Raw genomic sequence first — 14,467 nt, forward strand, 5'->3', positions numbered from 1 at the left:
CCCACAATTTGACCGAGTACATTTGAAAGAAGTTGGTTGGCTGTCAGACCGCCATCGCGGGCAGGCTCGCTCCTGCATTTGATTTTAATTTTTGACCATGTCGAGTGGGCGGAAGATCAAGATCAAAAGATCGCAGCCTTCGGCAGCTCCTACAGGGGGACTGCGTTTAGTCGAAAGAGATTGGTCGGCCCACGTACAGCCCCACCACTCATCAGGCCGAGCGGATGAATGCCGCAGCAACGGATATGCCCCCAATCAGGAGGTAATATCCAAAGCCAAAGACATGAACTGCCCAATCCGCGCCCGCAACCACCGCTCCGCCGGATCATTGTCATGCACCCCGCTCCAGGCCATCGACAACTGCGCCGCCTCAATCTCGAACGGCGGATCCTCGGCGCGCAACCCGCACCCCTCGACCAACGCACAGGCCGCATAATCCGGCACGGTAGCAATCATCTCGGTGCCCGCCAGCAACGCCCGCAACCCACTGAACTGCGGCACCCCCAGCACCACGCGACGACTGCGCCCGACCTTCGCCAGATCCAGATCGATATTGCCGCTCAAGTCACCGGAAAACGACACCATCGCATGGGGCCGTTCACAGTACTCATCCAGGGTCAGCGGCCCCGGCCGGGTATCACCGCGCAGCACTTTGCAGGGAATATCGCGCAGCTTCTTGCGCTTGGCATTGGCCGGCAGGTCCGTGGTGTAGCTCACGCCCACCGAGATTTCCCCCGACGCCAGCAACGCCGGCATCAACAGGTAATTGGCCCGCCGCACGACCACGACGATGCCCGGTGCCTCCTCTTGCAATTGACGCAGCAACGGCGGAAACAAACCGAACTCGGCATCGTCCGACAGCCCGATGCGGAACACATCGCAACTGGTCGCCGGATCGAACTCCTTGGCCCGGCTGACCGCACCGGAAATGGTGTCCATCGCCGGCTGCAGCTCCTTGAGAATCGCCAGCGCCCGCGCCGTCGGCTCCATGCCGCGACCGTTGCGCAGCAGCAACGGATCGTCGAACAGATCACGCAGTCGCCCCAGCGCGGCGCTCACCGCCGGTTGACCCATGAACAGTTTTTCCGCGACGCGGGTCAGGTTCTTTTCGAACATCAGCGCCTCGAAAATCACCAGCAGATTCATGTCGACGCGACGCAGATCATTACGGTTCATAGGCACGGTTCCCTTGTGTGTTCGGCCAGGCGCGAGGTTGAGAAGTGTGTCTGACTTTACCCAGGCCGTCCCGCGCTTAACGAGGAATTAACAACGATTAACTCGCAAGCCAGAGCCTTCGGGTCCAAAAATGAAGCCTACCGACTCGGACATTTACCATGGCTCACGTTCAGCAAAATGCCGCGCCCGCGCCATTCACGCCTGTGCCAAAGAAAAGCACCGGCGGCCTCAGCCCGCAGCGCGAACGGCTGGTTAAACAACTGATCCTCGAGCGCCTCGGCGACAGCCTGGAAGTCACTGAACTGGCACAGGCGTGCGCCCTCTCGCGCAGTCATTTCTCCCGCGCCTTCAAGTGCAGCACCGGACTCTCGCCGCAGGACTGGATTCGCCGGCAACGCATAACCCTGGCCAAGCAATTGATCCAGCACACCGACATGAGCCTGACGCAGATCAGCCTCGAATGCGGTTTCTGCGATCAGGCGCACTTCTGCCACCTCTTCACCCGCAGCGAAGGCATCAATCCGTTTGCCTGGCGCTGTCAGAGGGTGGCTGGACTTAGAAGCAAAAGATCGCAGCCTTCGGCAGCTCCTACAGGCATGCACGCTACCGTGTAGGAGCTGCCGAAGGCTGCGATCTTTTGATCTGGCTTTTCAACCTTTCAAGAACGCCAACAGGTCAGCGTTGAGCTGATCCTTGTGGGTGTCCGTCAGCCCGTGAGGGGCGCCCGGGTAGATCTTCAGGGTCGAGCCTTTCACCAGTCTGGCCGAGGAGACACCCGCCGCCTCGTAAGGCACGACCTGATCCGCGTCGCCATGCACCACCAGCGTCGGCACGTCGAATTTCTTCAAGTCTTCGGTGAAGTCGGTTTCCGAGAACGCCTTGATGCAGTCATAAGCATTCTTGTGGCCGGCCAGCATGCCTTGCATCCAGAACCAGTCGATCATGCCCTGGGACGGTTTCGCGCCGGGCTTGTTGAAGCCGAAAAACGGCCCGCTGGCGAGGTCGATGTAGAGTTGCGAGCGGTCGGCCAGCGAGGCCTGGCGGATGCCGTCGAACACTTCTAGTGGCAGGCCGCCGGGGTTGGCTTCGGTCTTGAGCATCAGTGGCGGCACCGCGGAAATCAGCCCGGCCTTGGCCACGCGGCCAGTGCCGTGGCGACCGATGTAGCGCGCCACCTCACCACCGCCGGTGGAGAAGCCGAACAGCACCGCGTCTTGCAGGTCGAGCAGCTCGATCAACTGCGCCAGATCGTCGGCGTAATGGTCCATGTCATTGCCCGACCATGGCTGACTGGAACGCCCATGACCGCGACGGTCGTGGGCGATGACCCGATAGCCGTTGGAGGCCAGGAAAATCATCTGCGACTCCCAACTGTCGGCGTTCAGCGGCCAGCCGTGGCTGAAGACAATCGGCTGACCGGTGCCCCAGTCCTTGTAGTAAATCTCGACGCCGTCGCGGGTGGTGAAGGTGCTCATGGGTGATGCCTCCTTAACGAGGGTTGGGGGGGGTGAATCAAACCGGAAGTCGGTTCAGGCGATCGGCCAGGCGCGCCACCCGCTCGCCCAGATGCGCGGCGGTGCAGCGATCCTCGGGGGGCGGCGCATCGTCGGGGGATTGCTCGACATTCGACTGGGCCATGGCGCCCAGTGAGCTGCCCAGGCGATTGAGCTGGCCGTTGAACGCGCCGGTGCCGGAACGCGCCGGCAGCAGGTCGAGGCCGACCCAGATCATCGAGTGCTGCGCGGCGAACACCGCCATCTGCAACAAGGTGTTGAGTTTGTCGCCGCACAGGCAGCCGGAATTGGTGAAGCCCGCCGCGAGTTTGTCGCGCCAGGGCTGGGCCAGGTAGAACGCGGCCGTGGCCTCCATGAAGCCCTTGAAGGCTGCCGAGGCGCTGCCCATGTAGGTCGGCGCGCCGAAGATGATGGCGTCGGCGTTGTGCAGCCGCGCCCAGTGCTCGTCCACTTCTTCGACCGGGATCAACCGGCAGGTGCTGCCCAGGTGCCGTTCCACACCCGCGGCCACGGCTTCGGCCATGACCCGGGTGTGCCCGTAGCCACTGTGATAGACCACCACCACGTTGCTCATTGCTCTGTCCTTTGTGGGAGCGAGCCTGCTCGCGAAAGCGCTGTGTCAGTCACAACAGATGCTGAATGTGACACTGCCTTCGCGAGCAGGCTCGCTCCCACACCGAGCTGCTCGCGGCTGACTGACATTTCATCCCTGCCTTCAGTGGAAGTTGAAGAAGGAGAGTTTTGTGCGCAGACCAGACGCGCGACGAGTTAAACGTTGTTAATTTTCCATGGCGCGCAAAAAGCCGCGGCAGAACCTGTCCATCTGTCGCGCCCAATGATCATGGGGCCCTCGGCTACTAACCGATACGCTAGAGTCAATGCCTGCCCCTTCAGTCACCCGGGCGGCACGTTGCGCTGCGTAAAAAACCTGAGGAATATGCTCGTAAACCGCGAACCAGACGGCTGCAGCAGGAGCGACTCGTTGACCCTTTCCCCCGAACAGGCTGTGCATTTCGGCCCCTACCGGGTCTACCCCGGACAACGCCTGGTGATGGAGGCCGACCAGCCCTTGCGCCTGGGCCGGCGCGCCATGGACATCCTGTTGATCCTGCTGGAACACGCCGGAAATGTGGTCAGCAAGCAGCAATTGATCGCCCGGGTCTGGCCCGACAGCGTGGTCGAAGACATCAACCTGCGGGTGCACATGGCCGCGTTGCGCAAGGCGCTCGGCGACGGTCAGGCCGGCCAGCGCTACATCGTCACCGTGGCACAGCGTGGGTACAGCTTCGTCGCACCGCACTCACGGGAGCCGGTCGAACAAGCGCCGGCGCCCGTGTCTTGCGCGCCGAGCCGGCATAACCTGCCGGTGCGCCGCACACGCATGATCGGCCGGCGGACGCTGGTCGACAATCTGGTGGTGCAACTGCCGCGCCAGCGCTTCATCACCCTCGTCGGTCCCGGCGGCATCGGCAAGACCACCGTGGCCTTGCGGGTCGCCGAACAAATGATCGGCCTCTACCGGGACGGCATTCGCCTGCTGGACCTGGCACCGATCAACTGCCCGCTGATGATCAACGGTCATCTGGCGACGTTGCTTGAGTTGGCCCTGCACGACGACGAATCCCTGAGCGGGCTGGCGGACTACCTGCGTGACCGCCACATGCTGCTGGTCATCGACAACTGCGAACACCTGGTCGACGCCATCGCCCAGCTCTGCGAAAACATTCTGCGCAGTGCGCCGCACGTGCACATTCTCGCCACCAGCCGCGAGAGCCTGAGGGCCGAAGGCGAATTCGTCCAGCGCCTGGCATCACTCGACTGCCCGCCGCCCATCGCCGTCCTCGACCGTGCCCAGGCCATGACCTTTTCCGCCCTGCAACTGTTTGTCGAGCGGGCCATGGCCAGCCATGACAGCTTTGAACTGACGGACGATGAACTGCCGCTGTTGATCGACATCTGCCACCGACTGGACGGCATTCCATTGGCCATCGAACTGGCGGCGGCGCAAGTGGGCAACTTCGGATTAGCCGGTTTGCTGGCGCAGTTGCAAAGCAGTTTCCGGGTGTTGACCCAGCCCTGCCAGACGCCCCCGGCACGCCATCAGACCCTGCGCGCGACACTGGACTGGAGCTTCGAGCTGCTCAACGCCTGCGAAAAGACCTGCCTGCGCCGACTGAGCGTGTTTCGCGGCGGCTTCACCCTGGAGTCCGCAGCGGCGGTGATTGTCGGCGAACACATCGAACCTCGCGAAGTCTTCGGCTCGATCACCCAACTGGTCGCCAAGTCCCTGTTGAACGTGGAGGTGGGCGATGAGGATGTCTACTACCGTCTGCTCGATACCACCCGCAGCCATGCGCTGGAAAAACTCGCGCAAAGCTCCGACCTGCCCGGCACACGGGTGCGCCATGCCGAGCGTTGCCTGGCGCTGATGCAACAGGCGCAGGACCAATGGGAGAACACCTCGACCGGCCTGTGGCTCGAGCGCTATGGCCGGACCCTGGAGGACATCCGCGCGGCCCTCGACTGGGGTCTGCACGGGCAGGGGCCGCAGGCACTGGCGATACGCCTGGCCGCGACGTCCACGCCCCTGTGGCAGGAGCTGTCACTGCTCAAGGAACACGGCGGTTATGTGCGCAAAGCCCTGGCCCTGCTCGAGCAGTCTGCCGAGCCGTGCCCGCGTTTGCAGATGACCCTCAAGCTGGCCCTGGGCAGTGCCTGTTACCACGCTCAAGGCGCGAGCGCCGAAACCGTTGGCGCCTTTGTCAGTGCCAGAACCCTGGCCAGCCGACTCAACGATGTGGCCGGTCAACTGCGGGCGATTTCCGGTCACCTGGCGGTCAATCTCAGTTGCGGCCAATACCAGATGGCCCTGCAACAGAGCCGGCAATTCGATCAACTGGGGCTGCATGACGACGCCCTGTTATCCCTGAGCACGCATCGATTGCGGGTGCTTGCCCTGCATTTTTCCGGCGACCAGCAACAGGCCGGGGAGTATGCCGAACAGGTACTGCAACGCATGGCCCACAGTGGTCATCTCAACCGCTTCACCCATGGCTTCGGCGTGCAATACGACCAGAGTGTCGCGGCGCTGACCATCCAGGCGCGCATCCTCTGGCTGCGAGGCCAACCGGAACAGGCCTGGCGCGCAGCCCGGCAGGCGCTGGACATCGCGTTGCAGATCAACCACGGCACGTCGATCTGCTACACCCTCGCGCTCGCCGGCTGCCTCATCGCCTACTACAACGGTGACACCCGCAGCGCCCGCGAACTCCTGCGCCTGCTGCTGCAACAGGCGCAGAAACACTCGGTCCTGCTGTTCCATACCTGGGCGCAACACTACGCGCAGGTGATCGGCGGCGTGGATGTCGCGCCTGCCCGGCAACGAAGTGTCGGATTGATCAAGGACATCATGGTCACGCTGGACTCCACCTGCGTCGATGACGACTTGCTCGAACGTGCGCAAAGCGGCGCGTCGGGCTGGAGCACGGCAGAGATTCTGCGGGCCAGGGCCGAGACGCTGCTGGCAACGGAGTGTCCGGCCAACGCCGCGATGGCTGAAACCGTGTTGCTCAAGGCACTCGACGTGGCAAAAACCCAGGGTGCCCTGGCCTGGGAGCTGCGCAGCGCCACCTCGCTGGCGCAATTGTGGCAGCGTCAGGGCCGCCACCAGCGGGCGCATGCATTGCTGGCACCGATCTACCAGCGCTTCACCGAAGGTTTTGCCACGCCGGACCTGAAGGCCGTGCGCCACTTACTCGGTGAGTTGCATTGCCACTTGCCGGCCTGAAAGCCGGGGCGTTTGACTGACGTAACCGGCATACCGCATTTCAAGGGTGCGCAGTTCACCACTGAGTTCGAGCTTTTCCAGGGCGTAGGTGCGGGTGGTATTGAGAAAGCGGTAACGGATCACCCCGCCGCCCTGCTCCAGGGACAGCAGTGATTTGAGTGCGAGGTTGTCCAGCACGTCGGCCAGTTCGGCGACCGGTAACGCATCGCCACTGATCACGCCTATCGCGGCATCCTGGGTGAAGGCCATCTTGAATACCGCCAAACGCTGCAACACGGATTGTTCCAGCGGATTCAACCGTTCGTAGCTCCAGTCCAGTGCAGCCTTGAGCGTCTGGTGCCGGGGCACGGCCGTGCGGCGGCCTTGGGACAGCAACTGAAAACAGTTATCGAGTTGCGCCTGCAACCCCACCAGCGCCAGCGCATCGATTTGCGCCGCCGCCAATTCAATCGCCAGCGGCAGGCCGTCGAGGCGCCGACAGATTTCGCGCACGGCCTTGAGGTCCTGTTCGCGCAAGGTGAAGCCTTGCTGACGGGCCCGGGCACGGCTGACGAACAACTGCACCGCCGAATAGCCCATGACCTCGGCAACGCTGCGCAGCGCTGACGCCGGCGGCACTGCCAGCGGTGGCAGACGCAACACGGTTTCGCCCACGGCCTTGAGCGGCTCGCGGCTGGTGGCGAGGATCGACAGTCGCGGCATCGATTGCAGCAGAGTCTCGACCAACGTCCGGCAGCGTTCGAGCAGATGCTCGCAGTTGTCCAGGACCAACAAGGCATGTCGCTGCGCCAGCGCCTCCAGCGTGGTGCCGACCTCCAGCCCAAGGGTTCGTGTGAGGTGATCGGTCACTTGCGCCGGGTCATCGATCGCCGCCAGGTCCACCAGCCATACGCCGTGCCGATAGTGCTGCAACAACTGTTCGGCCACGCGCAAGGCCACGGTGGTCTTGCCGATCCCGCAAGGCCCGAGCAGGGTCATGAATCGCCGCACCGGCAACTGCCGCACCAGGCTGCCGACAAGGGCATCGCGCCCGGAGATCGACGTGAGCCGTGCCGGCAAGTTGTGCAGGGGCTTTTGTACGGTCTGGCTCAGGAACGCTACGGGCTCCGGCAAGTGCTGCACCGGGGCGACAAAACTGTAGCCGCGCTGAGGAATGTTGACGATGTAGCACTGCCCGTTCTGCCCGTCACCCAAGGCCCGACGCAAGGCGGCGATGTGCACGCGCAGGTTGATCTCTTCGACCACGGAGCGTGGCCAGACCTGCGCAATCAACTCGTCCTTGCTGACCACCGAACCTGCGTGTTCGACCAGCACCTGCAACACGTCAAGGGCGCGGCCGCCCAGGCGCACAGGTCGATCGCCCTCCAGCACCAGGCGCTGACTGAGGTGGAAAGCGTAGGGTCCGAATTGCAGCACCGCTTCGTTGCTGACATCTCTGAGGCTGTTCATGGGCAGTCACTCGCGGGAAGCCTGATCTGGCACGGGAGTCCATCCAGGCTCCGCACCTTCCTTGCAATGAGTTACCTCGTATCTTGGCAGCCCTCTGTGACGGTACAACCGCCACGGGGGGAGCGTCACGGCCATTGCGGTGCGCGCAACGGACACGCGCGCTAGCTGAACTGCTCGCGGTATTGAGTCGGGGTCAGGCCAAGCTTTTCACTGAACAGAAAACGCATGTGCCGCACGCTGCCGAAGCCGCTTTTGAAGGCCACGGTCTTGAGCGGCAACTCGCTGGTTTCCAGCAGGTTCCTGGCACAATCGATGCGCGCGCTTTGCAGAAACTCCATCGGCGTCATGTCCACCTCCCGGGCGAACACCCTGGCGAAATGCCGCGGGCTCATGTTGGCCAGGCTCGCCATGCGCTCGATGCTGAAGGACTCGTCGAGGTGCTCGAGCACGTGGTTCTGCACGCGGGTAATCGCCGTTTCCTGAGGCGCCACCGCCGCCATCAACGGGCTGAACTGTGCCTGCCCGCCCTGACGCTTCATCACCACCAACAAGACCTTGGCCACGTCCTGGGCGACTTTTTTGCCGTGGTCCTGCGCCACCACCGACAACGCCAGGTCGATCCCGGCGGTGACGCCGCCGGAGGTGATCAGGTTGCGGTCCTGAACAAAGATCTGGTCGGTCTCGACGGTCGCCTTCGGAAAACCCTTGATCAGCCGCTCGGTGTAGTGCCAGTGGGTGGTGACGCGATAACCGTCGAGCAAGCCCGCATGCCCGAGCACGAACGCCCCGGTGCAGATCGAGCCATAAGCGGTGGACCGGCTGACGTTGTGCCTGAGCCAGTCGAGCAACGGCGGATGCCTTTCGTTGTAGGCGCCGGGACCACCGGGCACCAGCAGCAAATCAAAACCTTCGCAGGCCTGGTCGATGTGCCGGTCGGCCTGCACGCTCACGCCATTGGACGCGCGCAATGCGCCGGGTTCGGTGCCGATGGTCGACAGCACATAGTGATCGTCGGGTTTCAGATAACGGTTGGCGATGGAAAACACTTCCATGGGCCCGGCCATATCGAGCAGGAGAAAGTCGGGAAACAGCACCATTGCCACGGTTTTCATGGATTGGAATTCACTGGGATCAAAGGCGGAAACATTGACCGACATTGAAACCTGTGGGAGCGGGCTTGCCCGCGATGGCTGAGCTCCAGTTGGCATTGAAGTTGACTGGCACACCGCTATCGCGGGCAAGCCCGCTCCCACAGGTTTGGTTGCCGTGGGTTATGGCGAATTATGCCTCAAGAATGAGCGATTCATGTCGCAAACAATTGTCAACCTGACAGAGACAGTATTTCCATTTTCATCTACTTATTGCACAAACCAGTAAACATTAACCTTCTCCTCACTCGGACGAATTCACGTCCCCACAGGAGAATTCATCATGCTGACTCTTCGCAAAGCCTCGGATCGTGGCCTGGCCAATCACGGCTGGTTGAAGTCGTTCCACACCTTTTCCTTCGCCAACTACCGCAACCCGAAAGAGCAGGGTTTTTCCGACCTGTTGGTGATCAACGACGACCGCGTCGCCGCCGGCAAAGGCTTTGGCCAGCACCCGCATCGCGACATGGAGATCTTCTCCTATGTGCTTGAGGGGGCCCTGGAACACAAGGACACCCTGGGCACCGGGTCGGTGATCCGCCCCGGCGACGTGCAACTGATGAGCGCTGGCAGCGGCGTGGCTCACAGCGAGTTCAACCACTCCAGCACGCGGCCGGTGCACTTTCTGCAGATCTGGATCGTGCCCGACGTCAGCGGCGCCAAACCGCGCTATCAGCAGGAGCACTTCAGCACCCAGAAAAAACGTGGGCGCCTGCAACTGATCATCTCGCCGGACGGCGCCAAGGGTTCGCTGAAGGTGCGTCAGGATGCACGGGTGTATGCCGGCCTGATCGACGGCAAGGAAAGCGCCACCCTGGAACTGGCCGCCAACCGTTATGCCTACGTGCACGTGGCCCGGGGCAGCGTCGAACTCAACGGCGTGTTGTTGCAGGAAGGCGACGGTGTGCGGGTCCGTGATGAACAGGCGCTGACCTTGAGCAACGGCGTGGACGCTGAAGTATTGGTCTTCGACCTGCGCCCGCAGGAACTGCCGGAAATGCCATGACCCATCCCCTGTAGGAGAGAGCCTGCTCGCGAAGGCGGAGTGTCAGACGACATCACTGTTGAATGACCTATCGCTTTCGCGAGCAGGCTCGCTCCCACAGTCTCCCTGATAACGGGCCCGATAGCGCCCCGGACTCTCCCCGGTCCACTTCTTGAACGCCCGATGGAAGGCGCTGGGCTCCTGGAAGCCCAGTTGCTCGGCGATATCGCTGATGCTCGCGTCGCTCTGACGCAATTGCTCAAAGGCCACGCCGCGGCGTACTTCGTCCTTGATCTCCTGATAGGAACAGCCTTCACGCTCCAACTTGCGGCGGAAGGTGCTGGGGCTCAGGTGCTGTTCCAGGGCAAAGGCCTGCAACGTCGGCCATTCACTGTAGTGACTTCCGCGCAAGCGCTGATGAACCTGCGATGCCAGGCCATGCTGGTTACGGAAGCGGATCACCAGCCATTGCGGCGCGGTGCGCAGGAACACTTTCAGCGACGCCAGGTCCTGAACCACAGGCAGACGCAGGTAATGGCTGGCAAATTCGATTTCAGTGCGCTCGGCACCGAAGGTCAGGTTGGGGCCCCAAAGCAGGCGGTCGTCACTCAGCGACAGGCGCGAATGGCGGAAGTCCGCACGGTCAATGGGAATGCGCCGCCCGCCCAGCCAGCACAGCAGACTGATCATCAACACCAGGAAGGTTTCTTCGCCAAACCGGCTGGCATCGTTGTCCTTCGAACGGGTCTGCAGGCTGATGACCGCACGTTTGCCCCGCACGGCCAGCGCGCCACGAAAGTCGCGCAGGAACAGCCCGAAGTTGGCCAGGCACTGACGCATGGCCTTGTGCAGATCGGGTTCCTGAATCAGGGCGCGGCAAATCAGGGCGAAACTGCCCGGCGGCATGCCATGGGAATCGAGCCCGAAAAACTCGTCGTCGAGTTCGCGGATCTGAATCAGCCACAACGCCGCAAACGCGTTGGCCGGCACCCGCGCCGTGGGTTGTTGCATGACCGCCGGATCAATGCCCGCCTGTTCGAGCACGGCCGTCACGCGCTGCGGATCGTCCCTCAGCCCATGGATCATTGCCTGCACGAAATAGGCGGCAACCGAGTCCTTTTCCCGCATTGGTTCGCTTCTCTCTCATCACCCGAATGGCAAAAAACATCAGTGCCGTTGAACAGTTTTGGCATAGGACAACCGCCCTGCCGGCTCTAGACTCGCGGCAATAGTACGCCTTCGGCCGCATTCGCGGCCAAGGTATCGCAGGGTTTGATCGAAGGACGGAAAATGAATCTGCAAAACATCGGGGTAATCGGCGCGGGCACCATGGGCAACGGCATCGCGCAAGTCTGTGCCATGGCCGGTTTCAACGTGACCCTGCTCGACATCTCTGAAAGCGCGTTGCAAAAAGCCGTTGCGACGGTCGGTAAAAACCTGGACCGGCAGATCGCCAAGCAAACCCTGACGCCGGAACAGAAACAGGCCACCCTCGACAAAATCCGCACCAGCACCGATTACAGTGTCCTGCGTGACGCGCAACTGGTCATCGAAGCGGCCACTGAAAATCTCGACCTGAAACTGCGTGTGCTGCAACAGATCGCCGCGCAAGTCGGCAGCGAATGCGTCATTGCCTCCAATACCTCGTCGCTGTCGATCACCCAACTGGCCGCCAGTGTCAGCCAGCCAGAACGCTTCATCGGCCTGCATTTCTTCAACCCGGTGCCGGTAATGGGGCTGATCGAAGTCATCCGCGGCCTGCAAACCAGTGACACAACCCACCAACTGGCGCTGGACATGGCGACCACCCTCGGCAAAACCGCGATCACCGCCGGCAACCGTCCGGGTTTCGTGGTCAACCGGATCCTGGTGCCGATGATCAACGAGGCGATCCTGGTGCTCCAGGAAGGCCTGGCCAGCGCCGAAGACATCGACGCCGGTATGCGCCTGGGCTGCAACCAGCCTATCGGTCCGTTGGCCCTGGCGGACCTGATTGGCCTGGATACCCTGCTGTCGATCCTCGAAGCCTTCTATGACGGATTCAACGACAGCAAATATCGCCCGGCGCCATTGCTCAAGGAAATGGTCGCTGCCGGTTACCTGGGACGCAAGACGGGGCGCGGCTTCCATGCCTATGCCTGAGCGTTGCTCGCGCTTTGCCGAGTACCGGGACAAGGTCCTGGAGCTGTTTGCCTGCAAGGGGTTCGGCCAGGTTGGCATGCGTGAGCTCGCGACGTGCCTGGGGCTGTCCCCTGGCTCGCTGTATCACCATTACCCCAGCAAACAGCATCTTCTGCTGGACCTGATCGAGGAGTTCTACGAAGAGCTGCTGGCCACTCTGGGGCGCATCCAGCAAAAAGCGCCCGGCAAACGCGACAAACTCAACAGTCTGATCCGCGCCCATCTGAATCTGCACCGGGAGATGCCTTGGCATTTCCGCCTGGTGGAGCGCGACAGCGGTTGCCTGAACGAAGAGCAACAGGCTCGGGTTCGGCAACTGCGCGAGCAATATGAACGCACCTTGCTGAAGATGCTGGGCGCGAAGTCGCGTTTCAGCGAGCAAGGCCTGTTGGCCGCCGGGCATGCCATTGGCGCGCTGCTCAACAGCGCCCCGAGCTGGCTGACGCCCCATGTGCTGGACGAGCAGGAACGTGAGGAGCTGCTGGAAAGCATGGTCAGCGGCGCCATCGAACGTGTGCTGGCGCCGCGACGTGTGCCGGAGGCGATAAGCCTCGCCCGTCCTATGGAAAAAACATCTAAAGAAACACAAGCTCCGACAAAGATTTAGCGCTTTGCCTGTCGGCTCGACACAATCGGAATTCGCCGAATAAACCGGCGTCCAAACCGATGTATGTACTCGAGCACCTGGAGCCGACCATGAAAATCAATCCCTACCTTATCTTCAATGGCGACTGCAAAGCCGCCTTCACGTTCTATGCGACGTGCCTGCAAGGCCAGATCGAAGCCATGTTGACCTTTGGTGAAACCCCTGCCGGTGAGCATTTCCCCAAGGATCTGCACAACCTGATCATCCATACCCGCCTGATCGTGGGCGATCAGGCGATCATGGGGTCGGACACCACACCGGATCGCCCCGTCGATAAAATGAGTGCCTGCTCGATTTCACTCAACGTCGACAGCATTGCCGAGGCCGAACGGGTGTTCAAAGCACTGGCGGACGGTGGCACTGTGCAGATGCCACTGGAAACCACGTTCTGGGCGGCGCGCTTCGGCATGCTCGTCGACCGTTTTGGTGTGTCGTGGATGGTCAATTGCGAAAAGGATCAGTGAACGGCCTTGGTCGATCGACAGAAATGAAGGCACAAGAAAGCCCAATCTGAAAAGGTTGGGCTTTCTGGCAACTCCCGGCCTGTCTGCTACCGTCAACTTGCCACATCGATAGCAGCGAACCAGAGGAGCAACCCGCTATGCCAGCCCATGACCTGTCCTGGCCCAGCCGTTTCAAATGCTTGCTCCTGGAGCCTATGCCAACGGTCCGCTGTGGGCTCGCGACGTAACGACCATTGAGGGACGCAAGCTCAAAAGCAGCGTGATCAAGTACCGGTAGATATCTCCCCCCGGAAGGTAGCGTCAACGGAGGTTGAATTTGAATGACCTGGTGATCGCCCTCATCGTTTTCGCCTGCCTGTCCGCCAGCGCACTGCTGGGTTCGTACGTGAGGGAGCGGTTACCGAGCCATCATCTGAGCGATGACTCCGTGGCGGTGCTGAAGCTGGGCACCGGCCTCATCGCAACGATGTCGGCGCTGGTCCTCGGACTGCTCGTTTCCACTGCCAAAGGCACCTTCGATACGGCCAATGCCGAGCTGGAGGGCGCGGCGGCGAAAGTGATTCAATTCGACCGCTTGCTGGCCCGCTATGGCCCCGATACCCAGGGCATCCGCACCGAACTCAAGCACAACTACGCCGAAGTCACCCAAGTGCTCGCGACCCGCGATCGCCGTCAGATTGCACAACTCGACAGCCCCGAAGTGATCCGTCGCTCCGAAGGCCTGCAACGCCAGGTCGAATCACTGTCTCCCGATAACGATGATCAGCGCTCACTCAAAGCCAAGGCATTGCAAGACATGGACACCGTGTATGCCGCCCGCTGGCTGACCCTGCTGCAGTCCAATCAATCGATTCCACCGGTGATGCTGGTGATCCTGGTGACGTGGCTGGGGATTATCTTCGGCTCGTTCGGCCTGTTTGCACCGCGCAACGGGACCATCGTCGTCGTCTTGTTGATGTGTGCCCTGTCGACGGGGGCGACCATCCTGCTGGTGGAGGAACTCAATCGACCGCTTGATGGTTTTATCTGTGTATCGCTGGAACCGCTGGAGCACACACTGGAGCGGTTGGGGCAGTAGTTTGAATTTCCTGCGGACAAAAACAAAACCCCAACTGCT

At 61.8% G+C, this 14,467-nt stretch carries 13 protein-coding genes; 7 read left to right on the forward strand and 6 right to left on the reverse strand.

Annotated features, from left to right (window positions below):
• Positions 1 to 255 precede the first annotated feature (255 nt).
• The gene (locus tag PMI26_RS24685) at positions 256 to 1,176 is read right to left on the reverse strand and encodes a LysR family transcriptional regulator (protein WP_007971179.1); all 921 of its coding nucleotides are present in this window, start codon (positions 1,174 to 1,176) and stop codon (positions 256 to 258) included.
• Positions 1,177 to 1,334: 158 nt separating this feature from the next.
• Here PMI26_RS24685 and PMI26_RS24680 point away from each other — a divergent pair, with 158 nt between their 5' ends.
• On the forward strand, positions 1,335 to 1,790 hold the full coding sequence (locus PMI26_RS24680) for a helix-turn-helix domain-containing protein (RefSeq protein ID WP_007971182.1): 456 nt from the start codon (positions 1,335 to 1,337) through the stop codon (positions 1,788 to 1,790).
• Positions 1,791 to 1,826: 36 nt separating this feature from the next.
• On the opposite strand, the gene PMI26_RS24675 is transcribed toward PMI26_RS24680, so the two are convergent.
• Together PMI26_RS24675 and PMI26_RS24670 are read right to left on the reverse strand one after the other, a co-directional pair.
• Complete coding sequence (locus PMI26_RS24675; RefSeq protein ID WP_007971183.1) at positions 1,827 to 2,651, reverse strand: alpha/beta fold hydrolase; 825 nt, start codon at positions 2,649 to 2,651, stop codon at positions 1,827 to 1,829.
• A 37-nt stretch (positions 2,652 to 2,688) separates the two neighbouring features.
• Positions 2,689 to 3,264, reverse strand: a complete 576-nt coding sequence (locus PMI26_RS24670; protein ID WP_007971185.1) for a flavodoxin family protein — start codon at positions 3,262 to 3,264, stop codon at positions 2,689 to 2,691.
• A 408-nt stretch (positions 3,265 to 3,672) separates the two neighbouring features.
• On the opposite strand from PMI26_RS24670, the gene PMI26_RS24665 reads away from it, so the two are divergent.
• Positions 3,673 to 6,477, forward strand: coding sequence for an ATP-binding protein (locus PMI26_RS24665; RefSeq protein WP_007971188.1), 2,805 nt, complete (start codon positions 3,673 to 3,675; stop codon positions 6,475 to 6,477).
• Here the strand turns inward: PMI26_RS24665 and PMI26_RS24660 are convergent.
• Together PMI26_RS24660 and PMI26_RS24655 are read right to left on the reverse strand one after the other, a co-directional pair.
• Positions 6,442 to 7,926 carry an ATP-binding protein gene (locus PMI26_RS24660; protein WP_007971189.1) on the reverse strand — a complete coding sequence of 495 codons (1,485 nt, stop codon included), beginning with the start codon at positions 7,924 to 7,926 and terminating at the stop codon, positions 6,442 to 6,444. The two genes, PMI26_RS24665 and PMI26_RS24660, sit on opposite strands and share 36 nt — an antisense overlap.
• A gap of 161 nt (positions 7,927 to 8,087) precedes the next feature.
• A complete protein-coding gene (locus PMI26_RS24655) occupies positions 8,088 to 9,038 on the reverse strand; it encodes a GlxA family transcriptional regulator (protein ID WP_033047465.1) in 951 nt (316 codons plus the stop codon).
• A 319-nt stretch (positions 9,039 to 9,357) separates the two neighbouring features.
• On the opposite strand from PMI26_RS24655, the gene PMI26_RS24650 reads away from it, so the two are divergent.
• Positions 9,358 to 10,080: a pirin family protein gene (locus PMI26_RS24650; protein ID WP_007971193.1), complete on the forward strand. Its 723-nt coding sequence runs from the start codon at positions 9,358 to 9,360 to the stop codon at positions 10,078 to 10,080.
• A 42-nt stretch (positions 10,081 to 10,122) separates the two neighbouring features.
• Here PMI26_RS24650 and PMI26_RS24645 read toward each other — a convergent pair whose 3' ends face one another.
• Positions 10,123 to 11,187, reverse strand: coding sequence for an AraC family transcriptional regulator (locus tag PMI26_RS24645; protein ID WP_007971194.1), 1,065 nt, complete (start codon positions 11,185 to 11,187; stop codon positions 10,123 to 10,125).
• 162 nt (positions 11,188 to 11,349) lie between these two features.
• Between PMI26_RS24645 and PMI26_RS24640 the strand changes: the two genes are divergently transcribed.
• From PMI26_RS24640 to PMI26_RS24625, 4 genes are all read left to right on the forward strand, one after another.
• Positions 11,350 to 12,201, forward strand: a complete 852-nt coding sequence (locus tag PMI26_RS24640) for a 3-hydroxybutyryl-CoA dehydrogenase (RefSeq protein ID WP_007971196.1) — start codon at positions 11,350 to 11,352, stop codon at positions 12,199 to 12,201.
• Positions 12,188 to 12,847 carry a TetR/AcrR family transcriptional regulator gene (locus PMI26_RS24635; protein ID WP_007971197.1) on the forward strand — a complete coding sequence of 220 codons (660 nt, stop codon included), beginning with the start codon at positions 12,188 to 12,190 and terminating at the stop codon, positions 12,845 to 12,847. Before PMI26_RS24640 ends, PMI26_RS24635 begins: the two co-directional genes overlap by 14 nt.
• Positions 12,848 to 12,936: 89 nt before the next feature.
• Positions 12,937 to 13,350, forward strand: a complete 414-nt coding sequence (locus tag PMI26_RS24630; RefSeq protein ID WP_007971198.1) for a VOC family protein — start codon at positions 12,937 to 12,939, stop codon at positions 13,348 to 13,350.
• Between the two features lie 316 nt (positions 13,351 to 13,666).
• Complete coding sequence (locus PMI26_RS24625; RefSeq protein WP_007971199.1) at positions 13,667 to 14,428, forward strand: bestrophin-like domain; 762 nt, start codon at positions 13,667 to 13,669, stop codon at positions 14,426 to 14,428.
• The last annotated feature ends 39 nt before the right edge of the window (positions 14,429 to 14,467 follow it).

The sequence above is a fragment of the Pseudomonas sp. GM33 genome (genome assembly GCF_000282295.1).
Lineage (GTDB): Bacteria > Pseudomonadota > Gammaproteobacteria > Pseudomonadales > Pseudomonadaceae > Aquipseudomonas > Aquipseudomonas laurylsulfatiphila.